Here is a 14,278-nt window from a genome sequence, read left to right as displayed (position 1 = left end):
TTTAACACTAAAAAGCATCTTTTTTCGGCCTTTTAGTATGCAGAATCCTGCAATCGCCCTTTAAGCGATCCACTCTCTGATGGACGATGTCATGACTGAACACACTGCCGTACCGCTTTCGGTACTGGATTTATCGCCAATCCCGCAAGGGGCCAAGGCGCGCGATGCTTTCCACTGTTCGCTGGATTTGGCGCAGCACGCCGAACGCTGGGGCTACCAGCGCTACTGGCTGGCCGAACACCACAACATGACCGGCATCGGCAGCGCCGCCACCTCGGTGCTGCTGGGCTATCTGGCCGCCGGCACCCAGAGCATTCGCCTCGGCTCCGGCGGCGTGATGCTGCCGAACCATGCGCCGCTGGTGATCGCCGAGCAGTTCGGCACGCTGGAGTCGCTCTACCCCGGCCGCATCGATTTGGGATTGGGCCGCGCGCCCGGCACCGATCAGCGCACCATGATGGCGCTGCGCCGCCACCTGTCCGGCGACGTGGATACCTTCCCGCGCGACGTGCAGGAACTGCAAAACTACTTCTGCGATGCGCAGCCCGGCCAGCCGGTGCAGGCGGTGCCGGGCCAGGGGCTGCATGTGCCGCTCTGGCTGCTCGGTTCCAGCGTCTACAGCGCACAGCTGGCGGCGCAGCTCGGCCTGCCGTTCGCCTTCGCTTCGCACTTCGCCCCGGATATGCTGTTCCAGGCGCTGCAGCTGTACCGCGAGAACTTCAAACCGTCCAAACAGCTGGCGCAGCCGCACGCCATGGTGTGCGTCAACGTGATCGCCGCCGACAGCGACCGCGATGCGCGCTTCCTGTTCAGCTCGATGCAGCAGCAGTTCATCAATCTGCGCCGCGGTTCGCCCGGCCCGCTGCCGCCGCCGGTGGATAACATTCACGCGTTGTGGACCGCCGGTGAACAATACGGCGTCGAGCAGGCGCTGCGGATGTCGATCGTCGGCGATGAAAAAACGGTGCGCCACGGGCTGCAAACGCTGCTGCGTGAAACCGATGCCGACGAGATCATGGTCAACGGCCAGATTTTCGATCATCAGGCGCGGCTGCGTTCGTTCGAGATCGTCGCCAGCGTGAAGGGCGACATCGTGAAGGGCTAAAAAGCGAAAAGGCGGTGGGAATCCCACCGCCTTGGCGTTAACGCTGGATCAGATAGCGGATGGTCGGCCCGTCCTGCTGGATATCCAGCACCTTGTAGCCGTGGTTGCGCGCATCGAGCGGGATGTTGTTGATCGACTGCGGGCAATCGCTGATCACCTCCAGGATTTCCCCCGGCTTCAGCTGCGGCATCGCCTCCAGCGTCGCCACCGCCGGGTACGGGCAAGGCTCGCCCAGCATGTCCAGCCGGTAGTCCGGCACTATCGTCGTCGCTTTCATGGCATGCTCCTCAAATTCACCACCTGCGCCTCAGGCCGGGCGCGGAAAAAGCGTTTCTCCCACCACAGCATGGCGGCGAAGGCCAGTGCCAGCAGCAGGTAAGTCACCAGCAGGCCGCCGATCGGGCCGAAGGTATCGAGCAGGTTGATCTTGTCGTAGTCGGTCGCCAACGCCGGCGCCAGGTCGTCCCAGTAATAGGCCAGCAGCGTGGCGCCGATGATGTTGCCCAGCCCCACCCACCAGTAGTGCACCTGCCCTTCCACGGCGCGGTACATCCAGCCGGTCTCGCAGCCGCCGGCCAGCACGATGCCGAAGCCGAACAGCAAACCGCCCAGCACCGCATTCGGGCCGGCCCACATGATCTTCGGCGCCACGCCGAGCTGCACGTAGCTGAAGATGCCGATGGCGCTCACCGCCATGCCGATGATGATGGCTTTCGCCATATGGGTGCGGCCGGTGATCCACAGATCGCGGAACGCCGAGGTGAAGCAGATCTGCGCGCGTTCGATCAGCAAACCGAAACCGATGCCGAACAGCATGGCGATGCCGAGCTTCGGCGCATCGAACAGTGTCCACAGCGACCAGGCCACCGCCAGGCCGAAGACGGCCATGCCCAGCCGGAAGCGGCGGCGCGCCTGCTCAGGCTTCTGCGTCAGCGGCGCGGCGGCCTTCACCTTTTGCAATTTGACCGGGATGCGGAACATCGGCAGCAGCGTGAATTTGGCGCCGAAGTAAGAGCCGGCGGCGGTCGCCAGCGCGAAAAACCAGGCGTGCAACGAGAACTGAGGAATGCCGGTGAAGAATGCCGCCAGGTTACAACCCATCGCCAGGCGCGCGCCGAAACCGGCGATGATGCCGCCCAGCAGCGCCTGCACGATGCGAATGCGGTGCTGCGGTTGACGCAGCTTGATGTTGTTGGCCCACAACGCGGCGGCGATGCAGCCGGCGAACATGCCGATGATCATGCGCCCGTCGATGCGCTCCAGCGGCGTGCCATGCAAACCGATCACCTTGAAATAGCCCCACTGCTCAGGGTGCAGACCGAACCACTGCAGCACATGCCCGCCCCAGCGCGTGAATTCGCCGGTCACCGCCCAGAAGGTGCCGGTCATGCCGAAGTAGTAGGTAGAGAGGATCCCGGCGGCGATCACCGCCGGCAGCGGCGCCCAAAAGCGCACCAGGTATTGAGATTTGAACTGCTGCCAACTCATGGCATCTCCCGTGCATATCATCCGTAAGAAAAAACCTTATGAATGATACGCCATTCAGGGGCGTTTGACGGCAATTTTCAGGCATAAAAAAACCAGCCCGCAGGCTGGTTTTTCAGAGCGCTCACCGCGAACGGTGAATCAGCGATTACGCGTCGCCGAAACGACGACGTGGTGCCGCCGGAGCGCCGTCATCACGGCGTGGCGCCGGCTTGCCGTCACGGTTGTAGTTACCGCCACGACGCTCGCCGCCGTTACCGCCTTCACGACGTTCGCCGAAGGAACGACGTGGGCCGCCTTCGCGACGTTCGCCGTTGAACGGACGACCGTTGCCGCGACGCTCGCCACCGTTGCCACCGTCACGACGCTCGCGACGTTCGAACGGCTGTGCATCGCCCAGCAGCTGCATGTTCATCGGCTTGTTCAGGATGCGAGTGCGAGTGAAGTGATTCAGGATCTCGCCCGGCATGCCTTTTGGCAGCTCGATGGTGGAGTGGGAAGCGAACAGCTTGATGTTACCGATGTAACGGCTGCTGATGTCGCCTTCGTTAGCGATGGCGCCAACGATGTGACGAACTTCAACGCCATCGTCACGGCCCACTTCGATGCGGTACAGCTGCATTTCGCCAACGTCACGACGTTCGCGACGCGGACGATCGCCGTCACGGCTGTCGCGGCTGTCACGACGGTCGCCGCGGCGATCGTCACGGTCGTTGAACTCACGACGCTGACGCGGCTTGAAGACCGGATCCGGCGGCAGGATCAGCGGACGCTCGCCCTGAGCCATTTTCAGCAGCGCTGCGGCCAGGGTTTCCATATCCAGCTCTTCTTCCGGCTGCAGTTTGGTCAGCAGTGCGCGGTACAGATCCAGATCGCTGCTTTCCAGCTGCTGCTGAACTTTCGCGGCGAACTTGGCCAGACGACGCTCGCCCAGCAGTTCTGCGTTCGGCAGCTCCACTTCCGGGATAGTCAGCTTCATGGTGCGTTCGATGTTGCGCAGCAGGCGGCGTTCGCGGTTTTCCACGAACAGCAGCGCGCGGCCGGCGCGGCCCGCACGACCGGTACGGCCGATACGGTGAACGTAAGACTCGGAGTCCATCGGAATGTCGTAGTTGACAACCAGGCTGATGCGCTCAACGTCCAGGCCACGGGCCGCAACGTCGGTGGCGATCAGGATATCCAGACGACCGTCTTTCAAGCGCTCCAGGGTCTGCTCACGCAGCGCCTGGTTCATGTCGCCGTTCAGCGCGGCGCTGCTGTAACCGCTGCGCTCCAGCGCTTCGGCCACTTCCAGGGTCGCGTTCTTGGTACGAACGAAGATGATCGCCGCGTCAAAGTCTTCGGCTTCCAGGAAACGCACCAGCGCTTCGTTTTTACGCATGCCGTAGACCGACCAGTAGCTCTGGCTGATGTCCGGACGGGTAGTCACGCTGGACTGGATGCGCACTTCCTGCGGCTCTTTCATGAAGCGGCGGGTGATGCGACGGATCGCTTCCGGCATGGTGGCGGAGAACAGCGCGGTCTGATGTTCAGCCGGGATCTCAGCCATGATGGTTTCTACGTCTTCGATAAAGCCCATGCGCAGCATTTCGTCGGCTTCATCCAGCACCAGACCGCTCAGGTTGGAGAGGTTCAGGGTGCCGCGCTTCAGGTGATCCAGCAGACGACCTGGGGTACCCACAACGATTTGCGGGCCCTGGCGCAGAGCGCGCAGCTGCACGTCGTAACGCTGGCCGCCGTACAGGGCTACCACGTTAACGCCGTTCATATGTTTGGAGAAATCGGTCATCGCTTCGGCAACCTGAACCGCCAGTTCGCGGGTCGGCGCCAGCACCAGGATCTGAGGTGCTTTCAGGTCTGCCTGCAGGTTGTGCAGCAGCGGCAGCGAGAACGCTGCGGTTTTACCACTACCGGTCTGCGCCATGCCCAGCACGTCGCGGCCGTTCAACAGGTGAGGAATACACTCAGCCTGGATCGGAGATGGTTTTTCATAGCCCAGATCGTTCAGGGCGGAAATGATTGGAGCAGACAGCCCCAGATCGGCAAAAGAGGTTTCAAACTCAGTCGTCATGTACACGTGCCTCATTAATAATGGCAGCCAGTCTACATAACTCGTCGAGAAAATTTTCAGTCATTTTCATTGAAAAGTGTGAACCGGCTCAAATTAGATTATAAAACGAACAAAAAAGCCCTCGCCCGTGAAGGCGATAACTTTGGTTAAAAACCAATGTCCATCAGGCTGATAGGTGTTCGTCAGCTATTGCTGGTCCGATTCCGATAGGTCGTCTTGCTCTTGGCCCAAAAGCGCCAATTCCAACAATGCATAGCGGTGCTCAACGAAGTTGTGAACGTTGTTAGACACCGTCAGTTTGAACAGCGCCGAAGCGGTGTCCTTGTCCCCCAGACTCAGGTAGTGTTTACCCAAATAGAAGTCAGTTTCACTGAGATGCTCAGCGAGCGAAGTGTTATCCGTTGCATCTGCCTTGAGGCGTTCCATCAGCGTTTTTTCGCTGATCTTGCCCAGGTAGAATTCGACAATATTCCATCCCCATTGCCCTCTGTCCGCTTTGTCATAGCGCTGCTGAAGCGCTACCTCGGCCTTCTTGGGATCGATTTCTCGCTCCACCAGATACAGCCATAACGAACGGAAGGGATCGTTTGGGTCGTCTTGATAAAACGCCTGCAGATCATCCTGCGCCAACGGGAAGCGGCCGCCATAATACAGTGCGATGCCCCGGTTTAAACGCGCGTAATTGTAAGTTGGATCAAGCTCTAGTACAGAATCAAACGCTTCATAGGCAGCATCAAAATTGCCTGCCTGCGTTAAGTAAATGCCCAGGTAGTTGAAAACTTCCGGCATGTCGGGACGTATCGCCAGCGCCTGCGAGAAATCATTGCGCGCTAACGCACGTAACCCGAGGCTATCATACAGCACACCGCGCTCATATAAAAGCTGTGCGCGTTCGTCATCCGTCAGTGCCCGGCTGGCAAGAATTTGTTCCATGCGCGCCAGGATCACTTCCTGCTGCAACGTTGGCTGCAACGGGATTGCCAAAACTTCGTCTTTACGCCAATCATGGTTGCTGCATCCTGCCAGCATGAGTGCTGTCGCAACGTAACACCAGCGCAAGAAAGGCTTCATTTCCCACTCCCGAAGACAAACATTGGATGAACGTCCTGTCCTCCGTTTGCTAAAACGCGGGCATCCTACCCGCGCGATACGAACAGCTCCCAACCCCGTGGCGGGGAGCTGTAAAACTATCTATACAGTTATTCTGCTTCAGGCGCAGGTGAACCTGCTTCCGGCGCCATCGCTTCTTTGATGCTCAGACGCACGCGGCCCTGACGGTCAACTTCCAGTACCTTAACCGGCACTTCCTGACCCATCTGCAGATAGTCGGTCACTTTCTCAACGCGCTTGTCGGCGATCTGAGAAATGTGCACCAGGCCTTCTTTACCACCGCCGATAGCGACGAATGCGCCGAAATCAACGATACGGGTCACTTTACCCTGGTAGATACGGCCCACTTCGATCTCTGCCGTGATCTCTTCGATGCGACGGATAGCGAATTTCGCTTTCTCACCGTCGGTCGCAGCGATTTTAACTGTACCATCATCTTCAATTTCGATGGTAGTGCCAGTCTCTTCGGTCAGCGCGCGGATAACGGAACCGCCCTTACCGATCACGTCTTTGATTTTATCCGGGTTGATGCGGATAGTATGAATACGCGGTGCGAATTCGGAGATATCGCCGCGCGGGGTGCTGATAGCCTGCTCCATTACGCCCAGGATGTGCAGACGCGCGCCCTTGGCCTGGTTCAGAGCCACCTGCATGATTTCGCGGGTGATGCCTTCGATTTTGATGTCCATCTGCAGCGCGGTGATACCGTCGCGGCTACCGGCCACTTTGAAGTCCATGTCGCCCAGGTGATCTTCGTCACCCAGAATGTCGGACAGAACCACATAGTTGTCGGTTTCTTTCACCAGGCCCATCGCGATACCCGCAACGGCAGCCTTGATTGGCACACCGGCGTCCATCAGCGCCAGAGACGCGCCGCACACGGAAGCCATGGAAGAAGAACCGTTGGATTCGGTGATTTCAGACACCACGCGAACCGTGTACGGGAAATCTTCCGGTTTAGGCATCATAGCCAATACGCCGCGTTTCGCCAGGCGACCGTGACCGATTTCACGACGCTTAGGAGAACCGACCATGCCGGTTTCGCCTACGGAGTACGGAGGGAAGTTGTAGTGGAACAGGAAGCTGTCGGTCTTCTCGCCCATCAGCTCGTCCAGGTTCTGTGCGTCCCGCGCGGTGCCCAGGGTCGCGGTAACCAGCGCCTGAGTTTCGCCACGGGTGAACAGCGCGGAACCGTGGGTGCGCGGCAGTACGCCGGTGCGCACGTCCAGGCCACGGATCATGTCTTTTTCACGGCCGTCGATACGCGGCTCGCCACGCAGTACGCGGCTGCGCACCACGTTCTTCTCGACGGTGCCCAGGATGTCCTGGATTTCGCCGGCGTCCAGCGTTTCGTCCTGCGCCAGCAGGGTTTCAACCACGCTGTCTTTGATCGCGTCAACCTGAGCGTAACGCTCTTGTTTTTCGGTAATGTGGTAAGCGTCGCCCAGGCGAGCTTCGGCCAGTTCAGCCACGCGCGCGTGCAGCGCTTCGTTGACCGCAGGCGCCTGCCAATCCCACTTCGGCTTGCCGGCTTCGGCAACCAGCGCGTTGATGTTTTCGATAACCACTTGCTGCTGGTCGTGGCCGAACACCACGGCGCCCAGCATCTGATCTTCGCTCAGCACGTCAGCTTCGGATTCCACCATCAGCACCGCGCCGGCAGTACCGGCAACCACCAGATCCAGACGGCTTTCTTTCAGCTCGTCGGTCGTCGGGTTCAGTACGTACTGATCGTTGATGTAACCTACGCGCGCTGCGCCGATTGGGCCGTTGAACGGAATACCGGACAGGCTCAGGGCGGCAGAGGCACCGATCATCGCAACGATGTCCGGGTTCACCTGCGGGTTAACGGAAACCACGGTCGCGATCACCTGAACTTCGTTCAGGAAGCTGTCCGGGAACAGTGGACGGATCGGGCGGTCGATCAGACGGGAAGTCAGGGTCTCGCCTTCGCTCGGACGGCCTTCGCGACGGAAGAAGCTGCCCGGGATACGGCCGGCGGCGTAGGTACGCTCTTGGTAGTTAACGGTCAGCGGGAAGAAGCTCTGGCCCGGCTTGGCTTTTTTCTGGCCAACGACGGTAACGAATACGGCGGTGTCATCCATGCTCACCATAACGGCGGCGGTGGCCTGACGAGCCATCATACCGGTTTCGATGGTGACGGTATGCTGGCCATACTGGAATTTGCGAATGATCGGTGTCAGCAAAATTATATCCTTGATTAACGGCGCGCAATCGCATTGACGACTCGACACGCCTGTGACTCGATTTGCCTTCTCACTACATCCTCGCGACTAATGACAATCCTTATCTCAGGCGGGAGATAAAGCCTCTCATTAGCCGCGCGAACCTCTGTAACGGAAGAACCTGTTTGGAAACATCAGTAATACATTAACCTGATTTGCTTATGCTTCCTAGAAGAAAGGGGCCAAAATAGGCCCCTTTCCACTGAAACTTGCTAGATTAGCGACGCAGACCCAGACGCTCGATCAGGCTGGTGTAACGTGCTACATCTTTACGCTTCAGGTAGTCCAGCAGCTTACGACGCTGAGAAACCATACGCAGCAGACCACGACGGCTGTGGTGATCTTTTTTGTGCTCGGAGAAGTGGCCTTGCAGATGGTTGATCTGCGCAGTCAGCAGGGCAACCTGAACTTCGGTAGAACCGCTGTCGTTAGTACCACGACCGAAATCAGCTACGATTTGAGCTTTAGCTTCAACACTTAGAGACATTGTAATACTCCAGATTATAGATAATAAAAACAGGCGCCGATCTCTAATTCAGCAACCCAATGCATAAGCTGCGCCATTCTACTCTTAGCGCAGTGCGATCGCAAGGCGACGCAGTGCCCCGCCGTCAGTCGAAATGTTCGACCACCAGGCGGCGCGGCGCCACGCGACCATCCTCGGCGATGTCGCCAACGCCGATGAATTTCCGCTCTTCACCCTCGGTGATGCGCACCAGACCGGATGCCGGCGCACCGGCCACCTGCACCGGCTGCCCCTGCTTGACGTAACCCGCCACCACCGGCAGCAAATTCACTTCCGGATAGTTCTCAACCGGGCTGTCCATCGGCATCAGCAGCGGATCGAGCAGCTCGCCGGGCGCGATCGCTTGTTCCTGCGCCTGCGCCACCAAGGCGTTCAGCTGTTCCAGCGTCACCATGCGCGCGATGGGATAAGTCGCCACCTGCAGGCGGCGCAGATAGATCACGTGCGCGCCGCAGCCCAGCAGCTCGCCGAGATCGTCGGTGATGGTGCGGATGTAGGTGCCTTTCGAGCAGTGAATCTCCAGCTCGAGTTCATCCCCTTCCCAGCGGATAAACTGCAGCTCGTACACCGTGATGCTGCGCGCTTCGCGCGGCACTTCGATGCCCTGGCGCGCATACTCGTAGAGTTTCTTGCCCTGATATTTCAACGCCGAATACATCGACGGCACCTGCTGGATGTCGCCGCGGAAGGTGTCCAGCGCCGCGTCGAGCTGCGCCTGGGTGAAGTTCACCGGGCGCTCCTGCACGATCTGCCCGTCGGCGTCGGAGGTATCGGTACGCTGCCCCAGCTTGGCGATCACCCGATAGCGCTTGTCGGAATCGAGCAGGTATTGCGAAAACTTGGTCGCTTCGCCCAGGCAGATAGGCAGCATGCCGGTCGCCAACGGATCGAGCGCACCGGTATGGCCCGCTCGGTTGGCGTTGTACAGACGTTTTACTTTTTGCAGCGCATCGTTGGACGACAACCCCTGTGGCTTGTCCAGCAACAGCACGCCGTGGATGTCACGGCCGCGGCGACGAGGGCGACTCATTAATCCTCCTTGTCATCGCCTGAGGCGGAACGGCGCTCTGCGTCGTTCTTCACCACGTTGGTCACCAGGTTGGACATGCGCATGCCTTCCACCAGGGAGTTGTCGTAAGCGAAGGTCAGCTCCGGCACCACGCGCAGGCGCATCGCTTTGCCCAGCAGGGTGCGGATATAGCCGGAAGCGTCCTGCAACGCTTTGATGCCGTTGGTGACCAGATCCGGATCGTGGTTCTCGGTCAGCACGTTCAGGAAGGTGACGTAAACCTTGGCATACGCCAGGTCGCGGGACACTTCCACGCCGGAAACGGTCGCCATGCCGACGCGCGGATCTTTCACTTCACGCTGCAGAATGATCGCAATCTCTTTCTGCATCTCTTGCGCCACGCGTTGACCGCGGCTGAATTCTTTTGCCATTTTGGATTCTCCAGACAAATCGGGGGGCACAAAGGCCCCCCGTAAACAGATATAAGCAGATGTGCAATCGTTAAGCGATGGTGCGTTGGATCTCAATGACTTCGAACACTTCGATCATGTCGCCGACGCGCACGTCGTTATAGTTCTTAACGCCGATACCACATTCCATGCCGTTACGGACTTCGTTAACGTCATCTTTGAAGCGACGCAGGGATTCCAGCTCGCCTTCATAGATAACCACGTTGTCGCGCAGTACGCGGATTGGGTTATGACGCTTGATGGTTCCTTCGGTCACCATACAGCCGGCGATAGCGCCGAACTTAGGCGATTTGAACACGTCGCGCACTTCGGCCAGGCCGATGATCTGCTGCTTGTATTCCGGCGCCAGCATGCCGCTCATCGCCTGCTTCACTTCGTCGATCAGGTTATAGATCACGGAGTAGTAACGCAGATCCAGGCTTTCCGCTTCGATCACGCGGCGCGCAGAAGCGTCGGCACGCACGTTGAAGCCCAGGATGATGGCGTTGGAAGCCGCAGCCAGCGTCGCGTCGGTTTCGGTGATACCGCCTACGCCGGAGCCGACAATCTTCACCTTCACTTCGTCGGTGGAGAGTTTCAGCAGCGAGTCGCTGATCGCTTCGCAAGAACCCTGAACGTCGGATTTCAGTACGATGTTCAGCTCGGACACTTCGCCGTCGGTCATGTTGGCGAACATGTTTTCCAGCTTGGACTTCTGCTGACGCGCCAGTTTGACTTCGCGGAACTTGCCCTGACGGTACAGCGCCACTTCACGCGCTTTCTTCTCGTCACGCACCACGGTCGCTTCGTCACCCGCTGCAGGCACGCTGGACAGACCCAGGATTTCCACAGGGATAGACGGACCGGCGGAGGTCACTTCACGGCCCAATTCGTCGCGCATCGCACGCACGCGGCCGTATTCGAAGCCGCACAGGACGATGTCGCCCTTGTTCAGCGTACCTTCCTGAACCAGCACGGTGGCAACCGGGCCACGGCCTTTATCCAGGAAGGACTCGATCACTACGCCGCTCGCCATGCCGCTGCGTACCGCTTTCAGTTCCAGAACTTCGGCCTGCAGCAGGATAGCCTGCAGCAGTTCGTCGATACCGGTACCGGCTTTCGCGGACACGTGTACGAACTGTGCTTCGCCGCCCCACTCTTCCGGCATAACGCCGTACTGGGACAGTTCCTGCTTAACGCGGTCCGGATCGGCTTCCGGTTTGTCGATTTTGTTCACCGCAACCACCAATGGCACCTGCGCCGCTTTCGCGTGCTGGATAGCTTCGATGGTTTGTGGCATCACGCCGTCGTCGGCCGCCACCACCAGAACCACGATGTCAGTCGCCTGAGCACCGCGAGCACGCATCGAGGTAAACGCGGCGTGGCCCGGGGTATCCAGGAAGGTGATCATGCCGTTCTCGGTTTCTACGTGGTAGGCACCGATATGCTGGGTAATGCCGCCGGCTTCGCCCGCCGCCACTTTGGTGGAGCGGATGTAGTCCAGCAGAGAGGTTTTACCGTGGTCAACGTGGCCCATGATGGTCACGACCGGCGCGCGCGGCTCGGCCGCAGCGCCCGTATCACGGTCGCTCATCAGCGCTTCTTCCAGCTCGTTTTCACGACGCAGGATAACTTTGTGGCCCATCTCTTCGGCAACCAGCTGTGCGGTTTCCTGGTCGATAACCTGGTTGATGGTGGCCATAGCGCCCAGTTTCATCATCACTTTGATGACCTGAGAACCTTTAACCGCCATCTTGTTGGCCAGCTCGGCCACGGTGATGGTTTCACCGATCACCACGTCGCGGTTAACCACCTGCGCCGGCTTGTTGAAGCCCTGCTGCAGAGCGCTAGGCTTGCGTTTGCCGCCTTTGCCGCCACGGGTAACGGCACGCGCTTCTTCGCGATCCGCTTTGGATTCGGACAGCTTGTTGCCTTTCTTCTGCTTGGTGGCTTTGCCGCCGCGGGTGCGGCTGCGACGATCGCCTTCAACTTTGGCGTCGTTTTCATCTTCAGCGGCACGGGCGTGCTGAGAGGTGGTCACGTGATAGTCGGCGCTTTCAACCGCAGCGCTAGCCGCGTCGGCCTGAGCCCACTTCTCGCCGTTCTCTTCGGCCATGCGACGGGCTTCTTCCGCCACGCGCTTGGCTTCCTCTTCAACCTTGCGGCGCACTTCCTCTTCCGCTTTACGTTTCAGTTCAGCGGCTTCGGCTTCACGGCGTGCTTTTTCCGCCTGAGCTGGCTTGGTCATTTCGTCGGTATGTTGATTGGTCACTTTTTCTTTTTCCGCTGAATTACGCTTAGCAATCTCCGCGGCCTCACGTTTGGCTTGCTCTTCGGCTGCGCGCTTCGCTTCCGCTTCGCGTTTTGCGAGCTCTTCCGCTTCGCGCCGTGCCTGCTCTTCCGCTTCACGCTGTGCCTGCTCTGCCGCTTCAGCCAACTGGGCTTCTTGCGTATCGCGATTTACATAAGTGCGTTTCTTGCGGACCTCAATTTGCACCGATTTACTTTTACCGCCGGTGCTCGGGATATTCAAGGTGCTGCGCGTTTTGCGCTGCAAAGTGAGTTTACCCGGCGCGCTGCCGTGTTCACGGTTCAGGTGCGCCAGTAATGTTTCTTTTTCTTGCTGGGTAACAGAGTCCGACTCGGACTTGTTGATCCCTGCATCAGCAAACTGCTGTACCAGGCGATCAACCGGAGTCTGAATCTCTGCTGCCAGCGATTTTACGGTTACATCTGTCGTCATGCTGTTCCTTCCTGCTACAGTTATTACGCGTTGTCGCCAAACCAACAGATATTGCGTGCAGCCATGATCAGCTCGCCGGCTTGCTCATCGCTAAGCCCTTCAATATCAGCCAGATCGTCAACACCCTGCTCGGCAAGATCTTCCAGCGTACAAACCCCACGCGCGGCCAGTTTAAAGGCCATGCTGCGCTCAAGACCCGGCAGGTTGAGCAAATCGTCGGCCGGTTTGTTGTCGCCCAGGCTTTCTTCTTGTGCCAGGGCCAGCGTGGTCAATGCAGCTTTGGCGCGTTCGCGCAATGCTTCAACCGTATCTTCATCCAGACCGTCGATTTCCAACAGCTCTTTGATCGGCACGTAGGCCAGCTCTTCCAGCGTGGAGAAGCCTTCTTCAACCAGTACGGTGGCGAAATCTTCGTCGATATCAAGATACTTGGTGAAGGTATCAATAGCGGCATGAGCCTCGGCCTGGTGCTTGGCCTGCAGGTCGTCCGCCGTCATCACGTTCAGTTCCCAACGATCGTCGCCGCGGTGTTGTTTCAGCAGCTGGGAAGCCAAACGCACGTTTTGGCCGTTACGGCCGATCGCCTGCGCCAGGTTGCTGGCTTCAACGGCGATATCCATGGTGCAGTTATCTTCGTCTACCACGATCGACGCGACGTCGGCCGGCGCCATGGCGTTGATGACGAATTGCGCTGGGTTATCATCCCACAGGATGATATCGATGCGTTCGCCGCCGAGCTCGCTCGACACAGCCTGAACGCGCGCACCGCGCATACCTACGCAGGCGCCGACCGGATCGATGCGCTTGTCGTTGGTTTTCACTGCAATTTTCGCACGGGAGCCTGGATCGCGGGCTGCCGCTTTAATCTCGATCACTTCTTCGCCGATTTCCGGCACTTCGATGCGGAACAGCTCTTTCAGCATTTCCGGGCTGGAACGGCTGACGAACAGCTGCGCGCCGCGAGCTTCGGGACGTACGGCATACAGCACGCCGCGAATGCGGTCGCCCGGACGGAAGTTTTCGCGCGGCAGCATGTCTTCACGGCCAATGACCGCTTCGGCGTTGTTGCCCAGATCCAGCGCGATGCTGTCACGGTTCACTTTCTTCACCACGCCGGTGACGATCTCACCTTCGTGTTCACGGAAAGCGTCGACCACCATCGCGCGCTCGGCCTCGCGCACTTTCTGCACGATAACCTGCTTGGCGGTTTGGGTGGTGATGCGGTCGAAGGTCACGGATTCGATCTGATCTTCGACATATCCGCCGAGCTCGATGCTCGGATCTTCAAACTGAGCGGCTTCCAGCGTGATTTCACGCGTCGGCTGAGTCACTTCGTCTACGGCGACCCAACGGCGGAAGGTATCGAAATCGCCGGTTCTGCGGTCAATGCTGACGCGCACGTCGATTTCCTGCTCGTATTTTTTCTTGGTTGCGGTGGCTAATGCAGTTTCCAGCGCTTCGAAAATCTTCTCGCGCGGAAGGGATTTTTCATTGGAAACTGCTTCAACAACAGCCAGAATCTCTTTGTTCATCC

The 14,278-nt window shown here is 58.9% G+C and carries 12 protein-coding genes; 1 reads left to right on the top strand and 11 read right to left on the bottom strand.

The window, feature by feature from the left end:
- Nucleotides 1-91 precede the first annotated feature (91 nt).
- Nucleotides 92-1,105 carry a luciferase-like monooxygenase gene (locus tag IMX17_RS14915; RefSeq protein WP_182265167.1) on the top strand — a complete coding sequence of 338 codons (1,014 nt, stop codon included), beginning with the start codon at nucleotides 92-94 and terminating at the stop codon, nucleotides 1,103-1,105.
- A gap of 37 nt (nucleotides 1,106-1,142) precedes the next feature.
- Here the strand turns inward: IMX17_RS14915 and yedF are convergent, their stop codons facing one another.
- The 11 genes from yedF to nusA all read right to left on the bottom strand — a co-directional run bounded on the left by yedF (nucleotide 1,143) and on the right by nusA (nucleotide 14,276).
- Nucleotides 1,143-1,382, bottom strand: coding sequence for a sulfurtransferase-like selenium metabolism protein YedF (gene yedF, locus IMX17_RS14910; RefSeq protein ID WP_033641662.1), 240 nt, complete (start codon nucleotides 1,380-1,382; stop codon nucleotides 1,143-1,145).
- Complete coding sequence (yedE, locus tag IMX17_RS14905; RefSeq protein WP_046897983.1) at nucleotides 1,379-2,593, bottom strand: selenium metabolism membrane protein YedE/FdhT; 1,215 nt, start codon at nucleotides 2,591-2,593, stop codon at nucleotides 1,379-1,381. Before yedE ends, yedF begins: the two co-directional genes overlap by 4 nt.
- A 145-nt stretch (nucleotides 2,594-2,738) precedes the next feature.
- The gene (locus IMX17_RS14900; RefSeq protein WP_033641661.1) at nucleotides 2,739-4,661 is read right to left on the bottom strand and encodes a DEAD/DEAH family ATP-dependent RNA helicase; all 1,923 of its coding nucleotides are present in this window, start codon (nucleotides 4,659-4,661) and stop codon (nucleotides 2,739-2,741) included.
- The gene (gene yrbN, locus IMX17_RS25465; protein ID WP_223182019.1) at nucleotides 4,651-4,725 is read right to left on the bottom strand and encodes a protein YrbN; all 75 of its coding nucleotides are present in this window, start codon (nucleotides 4,723-4,725) and stop codon (nucleotides 4,651-4,653) included. The genes IMX17_RS14900 and yrbN overlap by 11 nt, the downstream gene beginning before the upstream one ends.
- Nucleotides 4,726-4,847: 122 nt before the next feature.
- Nucleotides 4,848-5,732 (bottom strand): lipoprotein NlpI, encoded by an 885-nt coding sequence (gene nlpI / locus IMX17_RS14890; protein WP_004933495.1) that lies wholly within the window; start codon nucleotides 5,730-5,732, stop codon nucleotides 4,848-4,850.
- Between the two features lie 128 nt (nucleotides 5,733-5,860).
- The gene (gene pnp / locus IMX17_RS14885; protein WP_193549896.1) at nucleotides 5,861-7,978 is read right to left on the bottom strand and encodes a polyribonucleotide nucleotidyltransferase; all 2,118 of its coding nucleotides are present in this window, start codon (nucleotides 7,976-7,978) and stop codon (nucleotides 5,861-5,863) included.
- Nucleotides 7,979-8,234: 256 nt separating this feature from the next.
- Complete coding sequence (gene rpsO / locus IMX17_RS14880) at nucleotides 8,235-8,504, bottom strand: 30S ribosomal protein S15 (protein WP_004933502.1); 270 nt, start codon at nucleotides 8,502-8,504, stop codon at nucleotides 8,235-8,237.
- A gap of 124 nt (nucleotides 8,505-8,628) precedes the next feature.
- Nucleotides 8,629-9,573 carry a tRNA pseudouridine(55) synthase TruB gene (gene truB / locus IMX17_RS14875; RefSeq protein WP_033641660.1) on the bottom strand — a complete coding sequence of 315 codons (945 nt, stop codon included), beginning with the start codon at nucleotides 9,571-9,573 and terminating at the stop codon, nucleotides 8,629-8,631.
- Complete coding sequence (gene rbfA, locus IMX17_RS14870; RefSeq protein ID WP_004933508.1) at nucleotides 9,573-9,983, bottom strand: 30S ribosome-binding factor RbfA; 411 nt, start codon at nucleotides 9,981-9,983, stop codon at nucleotides 9,573-9,575. The genes truB and rbfA overlap by 1 nt, the downstream gene beginning before the upstream one ends.
- A 70-nt stretch (nucleotides 9,984-10,053) precedes the next feature.
- Nucleotides 10,054-12,744 carry a translation initiation factor IF-2 gene (gene infB, locus IMX17_RS14865; protein WP_182265164.1) on the bottom strand — a complete coding sequence of 897 codons (2,691 nt, stop codon included), beginning with the start codon at nucleotides 12,742-12,744 and terminating at the stop codon, nucleotides 10,054-10,056.
- A gap of 23 nt (nucleotides 12,745-12,767) precedes the next feature.
- Complete coding sequence (gene nusA, locus IMX17_RS14860) at nucleotides 12,768-14,276, bottom strand: transcription termination factor NusA (RefSeq protein WP_004933514.1); 1,509 nt, start codon at nucleotides 14,274-14,276, stop codon at nucleotides 12,768-12,770.
- Between the last annotated feature and the right edge of the window lie 2 nt (nucleotides 14,277-14,278).

This window comes from Serratia sp. X3, assembly GCF_014982455.1.
Lineage (GTDB): Bacteria > Pseudomonadota > Gammaproteobacteria > Enterobacterales > Enterobacteriaceae > Serratia > Serratia ureilytica.
This window is presented reverse-complemented; position numbering and strand designations above follow the sequence as displayed.